General features: G+C 70.3%; 14 protein-coding genes. 6 read left to right on the top strand and 8 right to left on the bottom strand.

Features of this window, described 5'->3' with window-relative positions:
• Positions 1-75: 75 nt before the first annotated feature.
• Both U9J39_RS00895 and U9J39_RS00890 read right to left on the bottom strand, forming a co-directional pair.
• The gene (locus U9J39_RS00895) at positions 76-828 is read right to left on the bottom strand and encodes a flagellar brake protein (RefSeq protein WP_240991383.1); all 753 of its coding nucleotides are present in this window, start codon (positions 826-828) and stop codon (positions 76-78) included.
• A gap of 208 nt (positions 829-1036) precedes the next feature.
• Positions 1037-1918 carry a LysR family transcriptional regulator gene (locus tag U9J39_RS00890; RefSeq protein ID WP_326346301.1) on the bottom strand — a complete coding sequence of 294 codons (882 nt, stop codon included), beginning with the start codon at positions 1916-1918 and terminating at the stop codon, positions 1037-1039.
• Between the two features lie 132 nt (positions 1919-2050).
• Between U9J39_RS00890 and U9J39_RS00885 the strand changes: the two genes are divergently transcribed.
• The gene (locus U9J39_RS00885; protein ID WP_326346300.1) at positions 2051-2674 is read left to right on the top strand and encodes a LysE family transporter; all 624 of its coding nucleotides are present in this window, start codon (positions 2051-2053) and stop codon (positions 2672-2674) included.
• Here the strand turns inward: U9J39_RS00885 and thpR are convergent.
• From thpR to U9J39_RS00870, 3 genes are read right to left on the bottom strand one after another with little or no spacing between them, the layout of a single operon-like run.
• Positions 2658-3239, bottom strand: coding sequence for an RNA 2',3'-cyclic phosphodiesterase (thpR, locus tag U9J39_RS00880; protein WP_115714156.1), 582 nt, complete (start codon positions 3237-3239; stop codon positions 2658-2660). The genes U9J39_RS00885 and thpR overlap by 17 nt on opposite strands.
• A gap of 16 nt (positions 3240-3255) precedes the next feature.
• Positions 3256-3756, bottom strand: coding sequence for a methylated-DNA--[protein]-cysteine S-methyltransferase (locus U9J39_RS00875; RefSeq protein ID WP_115682042.1), 501 nt, complete (start codon positions 3754-3756; stop codon positions 3256-3258).
• On the bottom strand, positions 3753-5234 hold the full coding sequence (locus tag U9J39_RS00870; RefSeq protein WP_326346299.1) for an AlkA N-terminal domain-containing protein: 1482 nt from the start codon (positions 5232-5234) through the stop codon (positions 3753-3755). The genes U9J39_RS00875 and U9J39_RS00870 overlap by 4 nt, the downstream gene beginning before the upstream one ends.
• A gap of 119 nt (positions 5235-5353) precedes the next feature.
• Here U9J39_RS00870 and U9J39_RS00865 point away from each other — a divergent pair, with 119 nt between their 5' ends.
• Together U9J39_RS00865 and U9J39_RS00860 are read left to right on the top strand one after the other, a co-directional pair.
• Entirely contained in the window at positions 5354-8206 is a 2853-nt protein-coding gene (locus U9J39_RS00865) for a M16 family metallopeptidase (protein WP_326346298.1), read from the top strand.
• A 184-nt stretch (positions 8207-8390) separates the two neighbouring features.
• Positions 8391-8765 (top strand): PHA-granule associated protein 4, encoded by a 375-nt coding sequence (locus tag U9J39_RS00860; protein WP_115682045.1) that lies wholly within the window; start codon positions 8391-8393, stop codon positions 8763-8765.
• A gap of 120 nt (positions 8766-8885) precedes the next feature.
• Here the strand turns inward: U9J39_RS00860 and U9J39_RS00855 are convergent, their stop codons facing one another.
• The 3 genes from U9J39_RS00855 to U9J39_RS00845 form a co-directional block, all read right to left on the bottom strand.
• Positions 8886-9458 (bottom strand): hypothetical protein, encoded by a 573-nt coding sequence (locus U9J39_RS00855; protein WP_326346297.1) that lies wholly within the window; start codon positions 9456-9458, stop codon positions 8886-8888.
• Positions 9459-9488: 30 nt separating this feature from the next.
• Complete coding sequence (locus U9J39_RS00850; protein ID WP_115699299.1) at positions 9489-10646, bottom strand: acyl-CoA dehydrogenase family protein; 1158 nt, start codon at positions 10644-10646, stop codon at positions 9489-9491.
• A gap of 128 nt (positions 10647-10774) precedes the next feature.
• Complete coding sequence (locus U9J39_RS00845) at positions 10775-12568, bottom strand: OPT/YSL family transporter (RefSeq protein ID WP_326346296.1); 1794 nt, start codon at positions 12566-12568, stop codon at positions 10775-10777.
• A 191-nt stretch (positions 12569-12759) separates the two neighbouring features.
• On the opposite strand from U9J39_RS00845, the gene U9J39_RS00840 reads away from it, so the two are divergent.
• Genes U9J39_RS00840 through U9J39_RS00830 form a run of 3 tightly spaced genes read left to right on the top strand, consistent with a single transcriptional unit; the run spans position 12760 to position 15132 of the window.
• Complete coding sequence (locus U9J39_RS00840; RefSeq protein WP_326346295.1) at positions 12760-14448, top strand: FAD-dependent oxidoreductase; 1689 nt, start codon at positions 12760-12762, stop codon at positions 14446-14448.
• A complete protein-coding gene (locus tag U9J39_RS00835) occupies positions 14438-14662 on the top strand; it encodes a hypothetical protein (protein WP_115714161.1) in 225 nt (74 codons plus the stop codon). The genes U9J39_RS00840 and U9J39_RS00835 overlap by 11 nt, the downstream gene beginning before the upstream one ends.
• Positions 14659-15132 carry a MarR family winged helix-turn-helix transcriptional regulator gene (locus tag U9J39_RS00830; protein ID WP_115714162.1) on the top strand — a complete coding sequence of 158 codons (474 nt, stop codon included), beginning with the start codon at positions 14659-14661 and terminating at the stop codon, positions 15130-15132. The genes U9J39_RS00835 and U9J39_RS00830 overlap by 4 nt, the downstream gene beginning before the upstream one ends.
• The last annotated feature ends 1 nt before the right edge of the window (position 15133 follow it).

The raw sequence follows: 15133 nt of genomic DNA, 5'->3' as shown, positions 1-15133 counted from the left end.
CCTCCCGTGTCATGCGAACTGGCAGGCAATGTAGCGTAAACCGGTCGCGTACTGCGCCGGGTCGGAGGCGGCGCCTCAGCCGCGGTGCGCCAGTTCGAGCGAGAACACCAGCCGCTGCAGGAAGTTTTCCATGCGCCCGTCCGGATTGACGAAGGCGCAGCCGAAGTGGTGGATGGCGCTGTCGTCGTGCCCCACCAGCCAGTGGCCGACCACCTGCATGTCCACCTCCAGCTTGCCCAGCTCGCGGAAGTCCAGCCGACACTTCGCCACCGTGGTGCCAACCGGCAGGCGCTCGGCGGTGACGGTCCTGGAGCGCAGGCCCACGCCGGAAAGCGACAGGTCGGCGATATCGAGGCCCAGCACGGTCTTGTCCGGCATCGGCATCTCGCAGCGGTAGCCCTTGGTCACCAGCGTGCGCGCGCGGAAATGGCGGCGGCGCTGGAAGTGATAGAGCTTGTCCGGAAACTCGACCACGAAGGCGGGGCCGTCTTCATAGCGCGTGGCCGCCGGCTGGCCCACCACGAAGTTGACCGGCACGCCGCGCAGCAGCCCGGAGAACGCGTTCTCTTCGGAAGTCATCAGCGACATCCGTTCGGGCTCGGCATTGCACCAGTCGAACACGAAGGTGCGGTTGACCGGGTCGACATGCAGGATCGAGGTGACGAACTGGTGCGCGGTGCGGGTGCGCACGCTCAGCATGCACTTCTGCCACGCCAGGTCGCGCAGCACCGTGCCGATCTGCGAGTTGTGGGTCAGGCGATAGCGCTCGTCCGCCGGGTCGGCTTCGGCATCGTGATCGGCGGGCCCGGGGGCGTCGTGCTGGTTCATAGGTTCACGCAACATCTGGAGGGGCTGGGAGCGACGGCCATGGCACAGCCGCGGACCAGCCGTGAGCCCGTCGGCGGCACCGGCCTGCCGGCCGCGCGCCGCATGTTAAGCGCCTGCACCATAGGCCGGCAAGACCGATGATCTCACTTCGGCAAATCTGTGGCAGAACTTGAGGACAGACTTCCGGGGGGTAGCGCTTGCGTGCCTTTCAGGCCTGCAGCGGTGGTGCGAGCGTGGCGTGCGCGCACTCGCGCAGCCATGCCAGCAGGGCCAGCCGGCGCGTGTCGTGCTCGAACGGCGCGGGCGACAGCAGGTGGTAGGCCGAGCCGTCGGCCGCAAACCCGAACGGCGCCGCCAGCCGGCCGTCGGCGATCTCGTCGGCAGCCATCAGCTGCGAAGCCATGGCCCAGCCCAGGCCCGCCGCCGCGGCCTGCAGGCTCAGATAGAAATGCTCGTACCAGGCGTCGCCGTCCAGGCGCAGCCGGCCCGCGTCATCGGGGCACGCCGCCTGCCAGCGCTGCCAGGCCTGCGGCCGCGTGCGCGTATGCAATCGCACCGGCGCCACCGCCGCACCCTCGGCCGACTGTGGCCGGCACACCGGGCCCACGCGCTCCTGCACCACCTCGCGCGCATGCCAGCGGACGTCGAAGGCAAAGTCGTTGCGCCGCAGCGCCAGGTCGGCGCCGCTGCGCGCAAAGTCGATCGGCCCGCCCGCCGCCATCAGGTGCAGCGGAATGTCGGGATGGCGCGCGGCAAAACGCGGCAGCCGCGGGATCAGCCAGCGCATGGCGATGGTCGGCTCGCACGACAGCACCAGCGCCCGCTCCGCGGGCTGTGCGCGGATGCGCGCGGCGGCGGCGGCCAGACCCTCCATCGACTGCGTCGCCGCCGCAAACAGCGAGCGCCCCGCCTCGGTCAGGAAAACGCCGCGGTTGCGCCGCTCGAACAAGGCCACGCCAAGCGTGTCCTCCAACTGGCGGATCTGCCGGCTGACCGCGCCATGGGTCAGGTGCAGCTCCTGCGCCGCGCGGGCAAAGCTCTCATGGCGCGCCGCGGCCTCGAAGAATCGGATCCATCCCAGCCAGTGCATCGGTCAGTTTTTCTCACGGAATCGCGCGAGTATATATCGGTTGTGTGGGCGTTTAGCGGCACGCAGAATTGGGTACGCTTCGACCCCCACGACTGGGGATCGGCCGGAAAACACAACATATCCTGACGCAACATGCCCCCTCTCGCCGAATCCTTCGCTGTCGCCACGGTGACCGTGCTGGCCGTGATCAGTCCCGGCCCGGACTTCGCCATGGTCACCCGCAACAGCTACCTGTACGGCCGCCGTGCCGGCTTGCTCAGTGCAGTCGGCATCGCCCTGGGCGTGCAGGTGCATGTGCTCTATACGATGTTCGGGGTATCGCTGCTGATGACGCACGCGCATGGCGTGCTGACGGTGGTGAAGGCGCTGGGCGCCGTCTATCTGGTCTGGATCGGCCTGCAGACGCTGCGCAGGCGCGACGCGCTGACGGTAGACCTGCGCGGCGGCCGCGCGCTGGCCCCGCTGGCGGCGCTGCGCATGGGCCTGCTGACCAATGCGTTGAACCCGAAGACCACGCTGTTCGTCGTCAGCACCTACACCCAGGTGGTGGACGTCCACACCCCGGTACCGGTGCAATGGGCCTATGGCGGATTCATGTCGGTGGCGCACCTGGCGTGGTTCAGCGTGGTGGCGTGGGTGTTCACCGCGCCGGCGCTGCGCGCGGCCATGCTGCGGCGCCAGCGGCTGCTGGACCGCGCCATCGGCTCGGCCCTGTGCGGGCTGGGCATGGCGCTGGGCTTCAGCAACCTGGCGTAGGGCCTTGCGCCGTCAGCGGCCAGGCTTGGCGCAGCAGGTGTTGCGGGCCCTGCGGACCGAGCCGGCTTTCGAACAACACCAGCCGCGCGACGCGCCACGGCGCGCTGGCCAGGGTGCGGTGCGCATCGAGCCACGCGCGCAGCGCGCTCTCGGGCACGGTCGGCTTGCAGCGGGCCAGGGTCACGTGCGGATGGAAGCGCCGCCGCTCCGGCGCGAAGCCGGCGGCTTGCGCCAGTGCCTCGCCTACCTCGGCGTGCATGGCGCGCAGCGCGTCCAGTCCGGGACCGGGCGCGAGGCCGGCCCATAGCACCGATCCCGGGCCGCTGCGAAAGCGCCCGGTGCCGTACGCCTGCAGCGTGAACGCAGGGGTACGCAGCATCGCGAGCGCGGCAGCGAGCTTTTCGACGGCCTGTGCCGCCTCGCCCAGGCCTTCGCCGAGGAAGTGCAGGGTCAGGTGGACCTGGGCCGGTGTCGCGGCGCGCACGCCGGGCACGGCAGGAAGCGTCGACAACAGCCCCACCGCCTGTGCGGGCGGCACTTCCACCGCGATGAACAGGCGTGCCATCGCTGCGTGGCCGGCTTCAGCCCGTCGCGGCAGCGATGCCCTCGCGCCGCAGCAGGGCGCGCTTGCGCTCGATGCCGCCGGCATAGCCGGTCAGCGCGCCGGCGCTGCCCAGCACGCGATGGCAGGGCACGATCACCGACAGCGGGTTGCGGCCGACCGCGCCGCCCACGGCGCGTGCATGCGTGGGCGGCAGCCCGAGCGTGCGCGCCAGTTCGCCGTACGAAGCGGTGACGCCGCACGGGATCTCCAGCAGCGCCTGCCACACTCGCTGCTGGAACGGGCTGCCGGCAAAGCGCACCGGCACGGTAAAGGTGTCGCGGCGGCCGGCAAAATACTCGGCCAGCTCGGCGGCGGCCCGGTCCAGCACCGCGGCGTCGGCCGCAGGCACGTCGCGGCTGTCGGCAATGCCGGCGGGATGGTACTTCTGTCCCGCGAAGAAGAGGCCGGTCAGGTGCCCGTCGCGCGCGCGCAGCAGCACGGTGCCCAGCGGGCTGTCGATATGACGATAGCTGGTCATGGGAGGGTCTCCGGTTGCGCCGCGGCCGGCGGCGTGTCCTTCATCGTTTCATAGCGGTGCCACAGGTGGATTGCGGCGTAGGCCCGCCACGGCGCCCATTGCGCAGTGCGTTCGTGCATCGCGCGCACGGTGCTGACGCCCAACACCTTGCGCAGCGCATAGTCGGTGCCGGGGAAGGCATCGGGCCAGCCCAGCGCGCGCATGGCGACATACTGCGCGGTCCAGTCGCCGATGCCGTCGATCCCGCGCAGCGCCGCCACCGCCTGCTCCGGCGCCGCATGCGGGTCGAGCACCAGCGTGCCGTCGGCGACGCGGCGGGAAAGCGCCTGTAGCGTGCGGGCCTTGCCTGGCGACACGCCCGCCTGGCGCAGCGCAGCCTCGGGCAACGCCGCCAGCGCGGCCGCGCTCGGGAAGGTGTAGCGCAAGCCGTCAGGCGGCGCGCCGTCCAGCGCCTGCCCCGCGCACTGTGCCAGCGCGGCCAGGATGCGCCGTGCCTGCACCACCGAAATCACCTGCCCGACCACCGCGCGCACCGCGATCTCGAAGCCGTCGACGCAGCCAGGCAGGCGCACGCCCGGCATCGCCTCGGCCAGGTCGCCCAGGTGCCGGTCCACCACGTCGGGGCGGCAGCCCAGGTCGCACAGCCGGCGCACCTTGCCCAGCGCTTGCGGAATCACGCGCGCCAGCGACGCCGACAGGGTCACGCGCAGCACCAGTCGGCGCGGCACATGCTCGATGCGGACCCAGCCGAGGTGGGCGCTGCCACCGGCTTCGACGCGCAAGGTGCGGAGGTAGGCGCCATCGCGGATGGCTTCGATGCCGTCGACCGCGCGCGTGGACAGGAAGCGCAGCCATGCGTCCCAGGCAAAGGGCGGCCGGTAGCCGAGCTCGAACACCAGCCGGTCGGCCACGCCCTCGGCGGCACGCCGGCGCAGCGCCAGCGGCGTCAGGCCGTAGCGGGTCTTCAGCACATCATTGAAGCGGCGCACGCTGCCGAAGCCCGCCGCCAGCGCCACGTCCGTCACCGGCAGCGCGGTATCGGCCAGCAGCCGCTTGGCCAGCAGCAGGCGCTGGGTCTGCGCGTACTCCAGCACCGACACGCCAAACTGCGCGTCGAACAGCCGCCGCAGGTGGCGCTCGGTCACGCCGATGCGCGCCGCCAGCGCGGCCACGCTGCCGTCGGCCATGAAGCCTTCGTCGATCAGCGTGGCGGCGGCCTGCGCCAGCCGGCCGGAAATATCGGCCAGGCCATGCCCCGGCGCCAGTTCCGGGCGGCAGCGCAGGCACGGGCGAAAGCCATGCTTCTCGGCCGCGGCGGCGCTTTCATAGAACGAGCAGTTCTCGCGCTTGGGAGTGCGTACCGCGCACACGGGGCGGCAATACACGCCGGTCGACGAGACGCCCACGAAGAAGCGCCCGTCGAAGCGGCGGTCGTGCGAGGCCACGGCCTTGTAGCAGGTGTCGGGATCGAGGTTCATGACGGCATGCTACCGCCAGATGCCGGCGCGCATCCGCTGCTTTCGGACATTTCCCTCTGGCGCGCGGGGATCGGTTGGGGCACAGTTGCCCTGCCCTTATCTTTCCCATCGGAGACCCCATGCGCCGCACCGCCCTGCACCTGTCACTGCTTGCCACGCTGGCCTGCCCCCCGGCGTTGGCGCAGCCTTCGGCAGCGCCGGTACAGGCAGTGCAGGCGACGCAGGTGGCATCGGTCGAAGGCATTACCGAACACCGCCTGCCCAACGGCCTGCGCATCGTGCTGGCGCCCGATGCCGCCAAGGCCACCACCACGGTCAACATCACCTACCTGGTCGGCAGCCGCCACGAGAATTACGGCGAGACCGGCATGGCGCACCTGCTCGAGCACCTGCTGTTCAAGGGCACGCCGTCGCTGCCGGGCAAGACCATCCCGGGCGAGTTCGCGCGGCGCGGCATGAGCGTCAACGGCACCACCGCGCAGGACCGTACCAACTACTTCGAGACCTTCACCGCCAGCGACGACAACCTGGACTGGGCGCTGCGCATGGAGGCCGACCGCATGGTCAACAGCGTGATCGCGCGCGCCGACCTCGACAGCGAGATGACGGTGGTGCGCAACGAGATGGAGATGGGCGAGAACAGCCCCGGGCGCATGCTGATGCAGCAGACCATGGCCGCCGCCTACCGCTGGCACAACTACGGCAAGGCCCCGATCGGCGCGCGCAGCGACGTGGAGAACGTCAGCCTCGACAACCTGCGCGCGTTCTACCGCCGCTATTACCAGCCCGACAACGCGGTGCTGGTGGTGGCGGGCAAGTTCGATCCCGCCGCCACGCTGGCGCGCATCGAGCGCTATTTCGGGCCGATTCCGCGCCCGCAGCGCGTGCTGCCGCCGGAGCCCACCGTCGAGCCCGCGCAGGAAGGCGCGCGCGAACTGGTAGTGATGCGCCCGGGCGACACCCGCCTGGTGGCCGCGCAATACCATGTCAGCCCCGGCTCGCACCCCGACACCACCGCGCTGTCGCTGCTGACCATCATCCTGGGCGACACCCCCGGCGGCCGGTTGTACAAGGCGCTGGTGGAGCGCGGCCAGGCTACGTCGATCGGCAGCGCGTTCTATGCGATGAAGGATCCCGGCGCGCTGCTGTTCATGGCGCAGGCGTCGAAAGACCAGCCGCTCGCGGCCGCGCGTGCCGGCCTGATCACGCAGATCGAGGGCTTTGCCGAGGCGCCCGTGACCGAGGCCGAACTGGAGCGTGCGCGCGTGCGCATGCGCAACGCCTACGAGCAGTACATGAACGACCCCGGCGCGCTGGGGATTGCCCTTTCCGAGGCCATCGCCAAGGGCGACTGGCGCCTGTTCTTCCTGGCGCGCGACCGCATCGAGACCACCACCCTGGCCGACGTGCAGCGCGTGGCGCTGAACTACTTCCAGGCCTCGAACCGCACCCTGGGCGTGTTCCTGCCGGCCGAGCAACCGCAGCGCGCGCAAGTGCCGGAGGTGCCCGACATCGCGGCCATGGTCAAGGGCTACCAGGGCCGGCCGGCGTTGCCCGCGGTGGCGGCATTCGATCCCAGTCCCGCCAACATCGAAGCCCATACCACGCGCCAGACGCTCGCCAACGGCATGCAGCTGGCGCTGCTGCCCAAGCCCGCGCGCGGCGAAGTGGTGCACGGCGTGCTGGTGCTGCGCATGGGCGACGCGCACAGCCTGCAGGGGCTGACCACGGTGGGCGCGCTGACCGCCGCGATGCTCCGCCGCGGCAGCGCCGGCATGGACCGCCAGCAGATCGCCGACCGCATCGAGGCCCTGCGCGCGCGCGTGGGCATCTCGGGCGGCTCCGAGCAGGTGTCGGTCAGCTTCGAGACGCGCCGCTCACATCTGCCCGAGCTGCTGGCGCTGTTGCGCGACCTGTTGCGCGCGCCGACCTTCCCCGAAGCCGAGTTCGAGACCCTGCGCCAGACCAGCATCGCGGAGCTCGAAAGCGTGCAGCGCGAGCCCGGCGTGCTGGCTGCCAATGCGCTGGGCCGGCACGGCGACCCCTACCCCGCGGGCGACCCGCGCCACGCGCGCACCATCGCCGAGAATATCGCCGACCTGCGCGCGGCCACGCTGGCGCAGGTGCGCGACTTCCATGCGCGCTTCTACGGCACGAGCCATGCGCAGCTGAGCCTGGTGGGCGATTTCGATGGCGCGGCTGCCGCCGCGCAGGCGGCCGCGTTGTTTGGCGACTGGACCGCGCCGCAGCCCTATGCGCGCGTCGAGCGGCCGTTCGTGCCGATCCCGGCCGCCGAGTTCACGCTGCCCACGCCGGGCAAGGCGAACGCCGTGTACCTGGCCACCGCCCCGATCGACCTGACCAATGATGCGCCTGACTACGCGCTGATGATGATTGCCAACCGCGTACTGGGCGGTGCCAGCCTGCGCAGCCGGCTGGCGGACCGGCTGCGCCAGCGCGAAGGCATGAGCTATGGCGCCAGCAGCTGGGTGCAGGTGGGCGCGCTCGACCGCGCCGGCCGCTTCGGCGTGCGCGCGCAATATGCGCCGCAGAGCCTGGCGCGGGTACAGCGCGCCGTCAGCGAGGAACTGGAGCGGCTGGTGCGCGACGGCATTACCGCGCAGGAACTGGCCGAGGCCGTCAGCGGCCTGCTGCAGCAGGGCATGGTCAGCCGCAGCAACGACGCCGCGCTGGCCGGCGCGCTGGCCAGCCAGCTCTACCTGGGCCGCACCATGGCCTTTACCGCTGAACTCGAGCAACGCCTGCGCGACGCCACCACGGAAGCGGTCAACGCCGCCATCCGCCGCTATATGCAACCTGACACGCTGTCGCGCGCCTATGCCGGCGACTTCGCCGGCGCAGCGGCGCAGGGCGCGGCAACCGGCCAGGCGGCGGGCACGCCCGCCAGCACGTCGACCGGTCCGACCGCCGGCGGCAACGAAGCCGGCGACACGCCGCCCGCGCGCCTCTGACATGCCCCTGAAATACATCGGCAACCATACTCGCCGGGCGGTGGCGCCATCCGCGAGCGCGGGCGACCCGGCGTCTTTGCGGCGATGGTGCGCGGCTGGTCCGATGCGCGCCGCGCCAGGGGCCTTGCCCCGACCCCGGGTTGACTGTATATTCGTACAGTATAAGTCGATACAAGAGGTGTGGATGTCAATCGTGCGAGCTGGCAGCAAGGCAGAAGCGCTCAGGCTTCTGGCCTCCGAAGGCGTGCTGGCGCTTGAGCTGGACTACGAGACCGGATGGCAGGACGCCGTCGAACTCGGCAGGCTCGGAGAAAAGCGCGGTATCAAGGTGCAGTATCGCGGACAAGAAAGCATCGCCGTCCGTTCCCGCGAAGCCCTGATCGAAGGGCTGGCCAAACCCAAGGGCACATTCCGTCAACGCAATCTCTATTGCCAGTTCGATCTTGGCACGCTGGCGGACCATGAACTGCTCGACCTCGAAGCCAAGGCCACGCGGCTCGGGGACTATATTCTCGCCGGCCACCTGCTGCGCGAGGTCGATGGCGTGTGGCCGCAGTAAGCGGCCTAAGCTACGTAAGCGCGCCTGCGATCACCAGAAAATAAGGAAGCCGCCCTGCAGGCGGCTTCCGTTACGTTGCGCCGGTCACGCCGGTCACGCCGGTCACGCCAATCATGCGGATCAATGCCAGAGCCGGGTCGCGTTGGCCCAGCGCGCCGCGCATGACTGCGCCACCGGCGCGTCGATGATGTCGTTGGCGGCATCGTCGGCCGGTGTCGCCGCGGCAGTCTCCAGCGCGGTGCGCCACAGCACCGCCGACACCAGCGTCTTGCACTGGCGGCGCTCGCCATGCGCCAGCGCCAGCAGGCGCTCGTAGCCGTCGATCACGATCAGGCGGTCGCCATGGCGCGGCTGCAGCGTAAGCGTGAACAGGTGGTCGCACTCGCACTGCATGCTACCGCCGCTGACCGCCACCACGATGGCACCGGGCAAGGCGATGCCGCTGTCCTGCACCTTGGTACGCAACCGCGCCAGGTGCGCCTGCACGCGCGGGTCCGGGGCAGCGCCGACGCTGGCCGCCATCTGTGCCGGCAGCGCGGAGAGCGCCATCAGCTCGGCCGGCGATACCGCCAGCGTGTACGCCTGCAGCGTGGGGCGATAGGTCGCCACCACCGCGCGCAGCCGGTGCGGCGCGCCGTCATCATGTCCTGCCTGCGGCGCACCGTCGCGCGCGCGATACTGCATCGTGTCCATGTCGACTCCTGCCACGCGGGCCGTTGGGGGTCAGTCGCGCAGCAGATGCTTGGCGATGATCATCTGCTGGATCTGCGTGGTGCCTTCATACAGGCGCAGCAGGCGCACATCGCGGTAGAAGCGTTCGGCCTTGTACTCGGCGATATAGCCGGCGCCGCCGTGGATCTGCACCGCGCGGTCCGCGACGCGGCCCACCATCTCGGTACAGAACATCTTGGTGCACGAAGCCAGCATGCTGACTTCCGGATCGCTCTTGCCGGCGGGCTTGGCATCGTAGCGCTGCGCGCAATCGCGCACCATCGACAGGCCCGCGTAGAGCTCGGCCTGGCTGTCGGCCAGCATCGCCTGGATCAGCTGGAAGTCGCCGATCGGGCGGCCAAACTGCTTGCGCTCCTTGGCGTACGCCACGGCGTCGGTGATGAGCCGGTGCGCCATGCCGCAGGCCAAAGCCGACAGGTGCAGGCGGCCGCGGTCCAGCACCTTCATGGCGGTCTTGAAGCCCACCCCCGGTACGCCGCCGATGATGTTGGCGGCCGGCACGCGCACGTTCTCGAGCACCACGTCGCAGGTCTTGGTGCCGCGCTGGCCCATCTTCTTGTCGGGCTTGCCCAGCGAGATGCCCGGGGTGTCGGCCGGCACGATGAACGACGAGATGCCCGCGGCGCCCGGGCCGCCGGTGCGGGCCATCAGCGTGAACGCGCCCGCGCGCGGCGCATTGGTGATGAAGCGCTTGGTGCCGTTGATGACATAGTGGTCGCCGTCCAGCTCGGCCCGGGTCTGCAGCGAGGCCGCGTCGGAGCCGGCGTTCGGCTCGGTCAGCGCGAACGAGATGATCATCTCGCCGCTGGCGATGCGCGGCAGGTACTGCTGCTTCTGTTCCTCGGTGCCATCCATCAGGATGCCCTGCGAACCGATGCCGACGTTGGTGCCGAATACCGAGCGGAAGGCGAACGCGGTATGGCCGAGGTCATAGACCACATCGCATTCCTGCGACATCGACAGGCCGATGCCGCCGTAGTTCTCGGGGATGGAGATGCCAAACAGCCCCATCTCCTTCATGTCGGCGACGATCTCGGCGGGCACGTCGTCGGTTTCCTCCAGCGTGTCTTCGGCGGGCTTCAGGCGTTCGTCGATGAAGCGCTGCACCGAGGCGCGCAGCAGGGCAAAGGATTCTTGGTCTAGGGCCATGGTGATTCTCCGGGTCAAGCCAGTACGTCAGTCTGGCCGCCTATGGTACGCCGGTGGCGGGATTTGACAATCCACTGGATCTTGGACAGAAGCGTCAACGAAATTTGACAATCAGCCGCCCCGACCTCTCAGCTGACGGAGAGCAGGCCGGCCATGCCGATGCCCAACGCCGCCAGTGCGTCGCCGGCAATCAAGCCCCCGCCAAGCAGCGACGCGGTGTTCATGTCGCGCGGCAAGCCTTGCCCGCGCGTCCCGCGCGCGCCGACTGCGGCGCCCACGCTGGCCAGCACACCGCCTGCCGCCATCCATGCCGCCGCCGTCAGGTTGACGAAACCGCCGAACGACGACGCATAAGGCGAGGGCAGGATCACGGCATCAAGCACGAAATCCGCCGCCTGCCCGCCTCGTCCGGAACGCGCAAAGCGCTGCCACGCAGGGTGGCCGAGGATGGCGCGGCGCAACAGCGCCGTGGCCAGCCCGATCAGCAGTCCCGCTCCGACCGCCAGATACTGGCCGGTCCGGTCCTGCGACAAGCCATGGAGCACGCCCACGATCTTGTAGGTCATGGCCGAGGTCCAGCGCGCCGGCTGCTGGTCGGCCGGCAGGCTGGTCTGGTCCAGCGCCAGCACCGGATAGGCCTGCAGGAACAGGCGCGCCATCGCCACCGCGACCAGTGCGCCGACCACGATGCCCGCCACCTGGTAGCCGAACTGCACCATGCGGTCGCTGCCCAGGCGCCAGCCGGTGGAGCGGTCCTGCTGCATGTCGCTGGCTTCGGCGGTGGCCACCAGCAGCACCGTGGCGGCGATCAGGCCGACTTCGGGCGCGCGCAGGCCGGCGGCCGCCATCAGGATCACCGACAGCACGAATGCCGATGAAATCGGATTCTGGTCGACCATCCCGACCGAGATGCCGTTGACCAGCGCGAACACCAGCGCCAGCAGCACGGCAATCAGCTGGAAGGCCAGCGGCTGCCCGAACCACAGCACGCCCGCCGCCACCGTGGCCGCACCCCACAGCAGCGCCCACGCCGCCACCCAGCCCATGCCCGGCCCGCGCCGCGGCGCGGGCGGTTGCGGCTGGCGCCGTGCCCGCCAGCGCCGGCATGCCTGCACCGACAACTGCGCCAGCAACTGCGCCAGGTCGACCACGGCCGCGCCCATGATCATGCCGAGCGCCACCAGGAATGTGGCCTTGCGGTAGGGCTCGCCCCGCGCGAGCCAGCCGGCGTCGACGAACCATGGCGTCATGGCCCATCCGGCCAGCCCGCCCACCAGCGCGGCGACGCCCACGCGCGCACCGACGATCATGCCGGCGCCGAAGGTGGCAGCGGACAGGTCCAGCACGGCCAGCCCCGGCACGCGCCCGGCCCCAAGCCCGCTGGCCAGGCCCAGCGCCATACCGCCGCCGAGGCGCGCCACCGAGCGCCGCAACAGCACCGGGTCGGTCAGCGCGCGCAGGATGTTGGCCACCGCCAGCCCCGACGGAAAGGTTAGCTGCATGCGGTCCACCAGCAACGGCGTGTACAGCATGCCCACGCCCACCCCGAACATGCCGATGCACAGCAGGTACAGCAGCAGTTGCCACAGCGGCGGCTGCGCCATGCCCAGCCACGCCATCGCCTGCAGTACCACCGCCATGCCGCCCATGCCCGCCACCGACGCCGCCGCGGTCTGGATGTAGTTGGCGCCATGGCGGCCGGATGCGCCATAGCCGGCCGTCACCACCGAGCCCAGGATGCCCGCCAGTACCTGTCCGCCAACAAAGAACCCCAGCGAGAAATTCATGTACGCCGCGGCGACGCCACCCAGCGGCCCCAGCACCAGCATGCCGGCCGCACCCAGCATCAGGTGGTATCGCCAACTGCCGGGCGATGGCAGCCAGGCCACGCGCGGCGCGGCATCGGAGGGCAGGACGGGCATGGCGCGGCCCCTTCAGCAGTGTGCCTGTTGCGAAGCATAGGCGAAGCACAGGGGAAGGAGCGCGGCGGCTGCGGCTGGTTTGCGCTACCGCAGTGCCGGCCGTGGCCGGAGGGGTTTACACTAGTTTCGCACGCAACTATATGGCCGATATAGTTGCGCCCACAACCATCTCGCACAAACTATCGCCCGTCATGCCAGATCCCCACGCGCCTCACCTGCCGGTGCCGCCCGCACCACCGCCCGATTCGTCCCGTCCCTGGCCGCAGCGCATCCCGGTGCTGATTGCCGGCGGCGGCCCGGTCGGCCTGACGCTGGCCGCACTGCTGGCGCGCCAGGGCATTGCCACGCTGGTGGTGGAAGCCGACGACGGCTACTGCGCCGGCAGCCGCGCGATCTGCATGGCGCGGCGCTCGCTCGAAATCCTGGGCTGGGCCGGCGCCGACCGGGCCACGGTAGCAACCGGCCTGCCGTGGGTCGGCGGGCGCAGCTACTACCGCGATACGCAAGTGCTGCATTTCCAGATGCCGAGCGAGCCGGGCGAGCGCTTTGCGCCGATGGTCAATATCCAGCAGTACTACCTGGAGGCCTTCGCCCACGATGCTGCGCTGCGCGGCGCGTCGCCCGCCGACGTGCGCTTCGGCGCGCGCCTGCGGACGCTGCGCCAGCACCCCGGCGGCGTGGTCGCCGAGATCGAGACCGGCGACGGCGCGGTGGAGATCGATGCGCAATGGCTGGTGGCGTGCGACGGCGGACGCAGCACGGTGCGCGAGCAACTGGGCCTGCGCATGGAAGGCACGCAGTACGAAGGCCGCTACGTGATCGTCGACATCGTTCAGAAAACCCGGCGCGAGGTGGAGCGGCTGGCCTGGTTCGACCCGCCCTCCAATCCCGGCTCGACCCTGCTGATGCACCGGCAGCCCGACGATGTCTGGCGCATCGACTACCAGATCCGCGACGACGAAGATCCCGACGAGGCGATCAGGCCCGAGAACGTGCTGCCGCGCGTGCAGAGCCACCTCGACATGATCGGCGAGACCGAGCCGTGGCGGCCGCTGTGGATCTCGATGTACAACGCCAAGTGCCTGACCCTGCAGGATTACCGCCATGGCCGCGTCATGTTCGCTGGCGACGCCGCGCACCTGGTGCCGATCTTCGGCGTGCGCGGGCTCAATTCGGGGCTGGACGATGCCGGCAACCTGGCCTGGAAGCTGGCCTGGGTGCTGCGCGGCCAGGCCGGCGACAGCCTGCTCGACACCTACTCCGCCGAGCGCCTGCACGCCACGCGCCAGAACCTTGCCTACGGCGCCAAGAGCACCGAGTTCATGGCGCCGCCCGACTTCGCCTTCAAGCTGATGCGCGAGGCCACGCTGCGGCTGGCGCCATCCGAGCCGGCGGTGCGTTCGCTGATCAATCCGCGCCAGTCGGCACCGATTGCCTATGTCGATTCGGCGCTGAACGGTCCCAGCGACTTCGGCGACGACTGCCCGGGCGCGGCACCAGGCGTGCCCGCGCCGGAGTTGCGCGTGGACGGGCCGGACGGCATCCGGCATCTGACGCAATGCTTCGGGCAGCGCTTCACGCTGCTCTGGTTCCGGCATGGCGCCGCTCGGCCGGCGCTGCCCGAACCGCTGGCCGCGCTCGCGCAGGAATATCCACAAGCCCTGCAAGCGTACCAGGTGGTCACCGGCGCCCCGGCCGGCGCCGCCGCGCTGGCCGACGTCGACGGCCAGGCCCACGCCCGCTATGGTGCCAGCCCTGGCACCCTGTATCTCATCCGTCCCGATGGCTATGTGCTGGCACGCTGGTGCGAACCGTCATGGGACGCCGTGCGCGCCACCCTCGCCCCCCTGCTGCAGACCGGAACCCGCCATGCAAGCTGAAGAACTCGACCAGGCCTATACCCGATTGTGCGAAGCCATGGGCCGCACCGGCGAAGCGCGTGCGCCGCTGATGCTGGCGATGGTGTGCCTGGGCCTGATGAGCCGGCAGCAAGCGCTGGCGCCGGTGATGGCGCTGATCGACGAGGCCGAGGCACGCAGCCGGCAAGGCCATGGCGGCTCTACAATGCCGACGCCCGAAACGGAAACGCCATGAAGCCACTGCCACGCCTCGAACAGTTCCTGACCTACCGCCTGCACCAGGTCAACAAGCTCAGCGACAAGGACAGCGCCGCCGCCTACCTGGAGCAATGCGGGCTGCTGCTCAGCGAGGGGCGTTGCCTGGCGGCGATCGGGGCCTTCGCGCCGCTGTCGGTCAACGCCCTGGCGCAGCGCGCCAACCTGACCAAGGGCCAGGCGAGCCGCTCGGCACAGGCGCTGGTGGCGCGCGGGCTGGTCAGCAAGGAAGCCAGCGCGGCCGACGGGCGCGGCGTGGTGCTGTCGCTGACCCCGCAAGGCAAGCCGCTGTACCGGCAGGCGATCGCCATGATCGCCCGGCGCAATGAGGAGATCTTCGGTTGCCTGAGCGAAGCCGAGCAGGCGCTGCTGGGCAGCCTGCTCGACCGGCTGGTGGCGCACGCCGGCCAGCAGGACGCAGAAGGCCCCGACGACGACGCGGACGCCTGAG

It is taken from the genome of Cupriavidus sp. SS-3 (assembly GCF_035818815.1).
GTDB lineage: Bacteria > Pseudomonadota > Gammaproteobacteria > Burkholderiales > Burkholderiaceae > Cupriavidus > Cupriavidus taiwanensis_C.
This window is presented reverse-complemented; position numbering and strand designations above follow the sequence as displayed.

Bases quoted from the DNA above. Each gene is read 5' to 3' on its own strand.
- U9J39_RS00895 (WP_240991383.1), bottom strand. From the start codon at position 828: ATGAACCAGCACGACGCCCCCGGGCCCGCCGATCACGATGCCGAAGCC.
- U9J39_RS00890 (WP_326346301.1), bottom strand. From the start codon at position 1,918: ATGCACTGGCTGGGATGGATCCGATTCTTCGAGGCCGCGGCGCGCCAT.
- U9J39_RS00885 (WP_326346300.1), top strand. From the start codon at position 2,051: ATGCCCCCTCTCGCCGAATCCTTCGCTGTCGCCACGGTGACCGTGCTG.
- thpR (WP_115714156.1), bottom strand. From the start codon at position 3,239: ATGGCACGCCTGTTCATCGCGGTGGAAGTGCCGCCCGCACAGGCGGTG.
- U9J39_RS00875 (WP_115682042.1), bottom strand. From the start codon at position 3,756: ATGACCAGCTATCGTCATATCGACAGCCCGCTGGGCACCGTGCTGCTG.
- U9J39_RS00870 (WP_326346299.1), bottom strand. From the start codon at position 5,234: ATGAACCTCGATCCCGACACCTGCTACAAGGCCGTGGCCTCGCACGAC.
- U9J39_RS00865 (WP_326346298.1), top strand. From the start codon at position 5,354: ATGCGCCGCACCGCCCTGCACCTGTCACTGCTTGCCACGCTGGCCTGC.
- U9J39_RS00860 (WP_115682045.1), top strand. From the start codon at position 8,391: ATGTCAATCGTGCGAGCTGGCAGCAAGGCAGAAGCGCTCAGGCTTCTG.
- U9J39_RS00855 (WP_326346297.1), bottom strand. From the start codon at position 9,458: ATGGACACGATGCAGTATCGCGCGCGCGACGGTGCGCCGCAGGCAGGA.
- U9J39_RS00850 (WP_115699299.1), bottom strand. From the start codon at position 10,646: ATGGCCCTAGACCAAGAATCCTTTGCCCTGCTGCGCGCCTCGGTGCAG.
- U9J39_RS00845 (WP_326346296.1), bottom strand. From the start codon at position 12,568: ATGCCCGTCCTGCCCTCCGATGCCGCGCCGCGCGTGGCCTGGCTGCCA.
- U9J39_RS00840 (WP_326346295.1), top strand. From the start codon at position 12,760: ATGCCAGATCCCCACGCGCCTCACCTGCCGGTGCCGCCCGCACCACCG.
- U9J39_RS00835 (WP_115714161.1), top strand. From the start codon at position 14,438: ATGCAAGCTGAAGAACTCGACCAGGCCTATACCCGATTGTGCGAAGCC.
- U9J39_RS00830 (WP_115714162.1), top strand. From the start codon at position 14,659: ATGAAGCCACTGCCACGCCTCGAACAGTTCCTGACCTACCGCCTGCAC.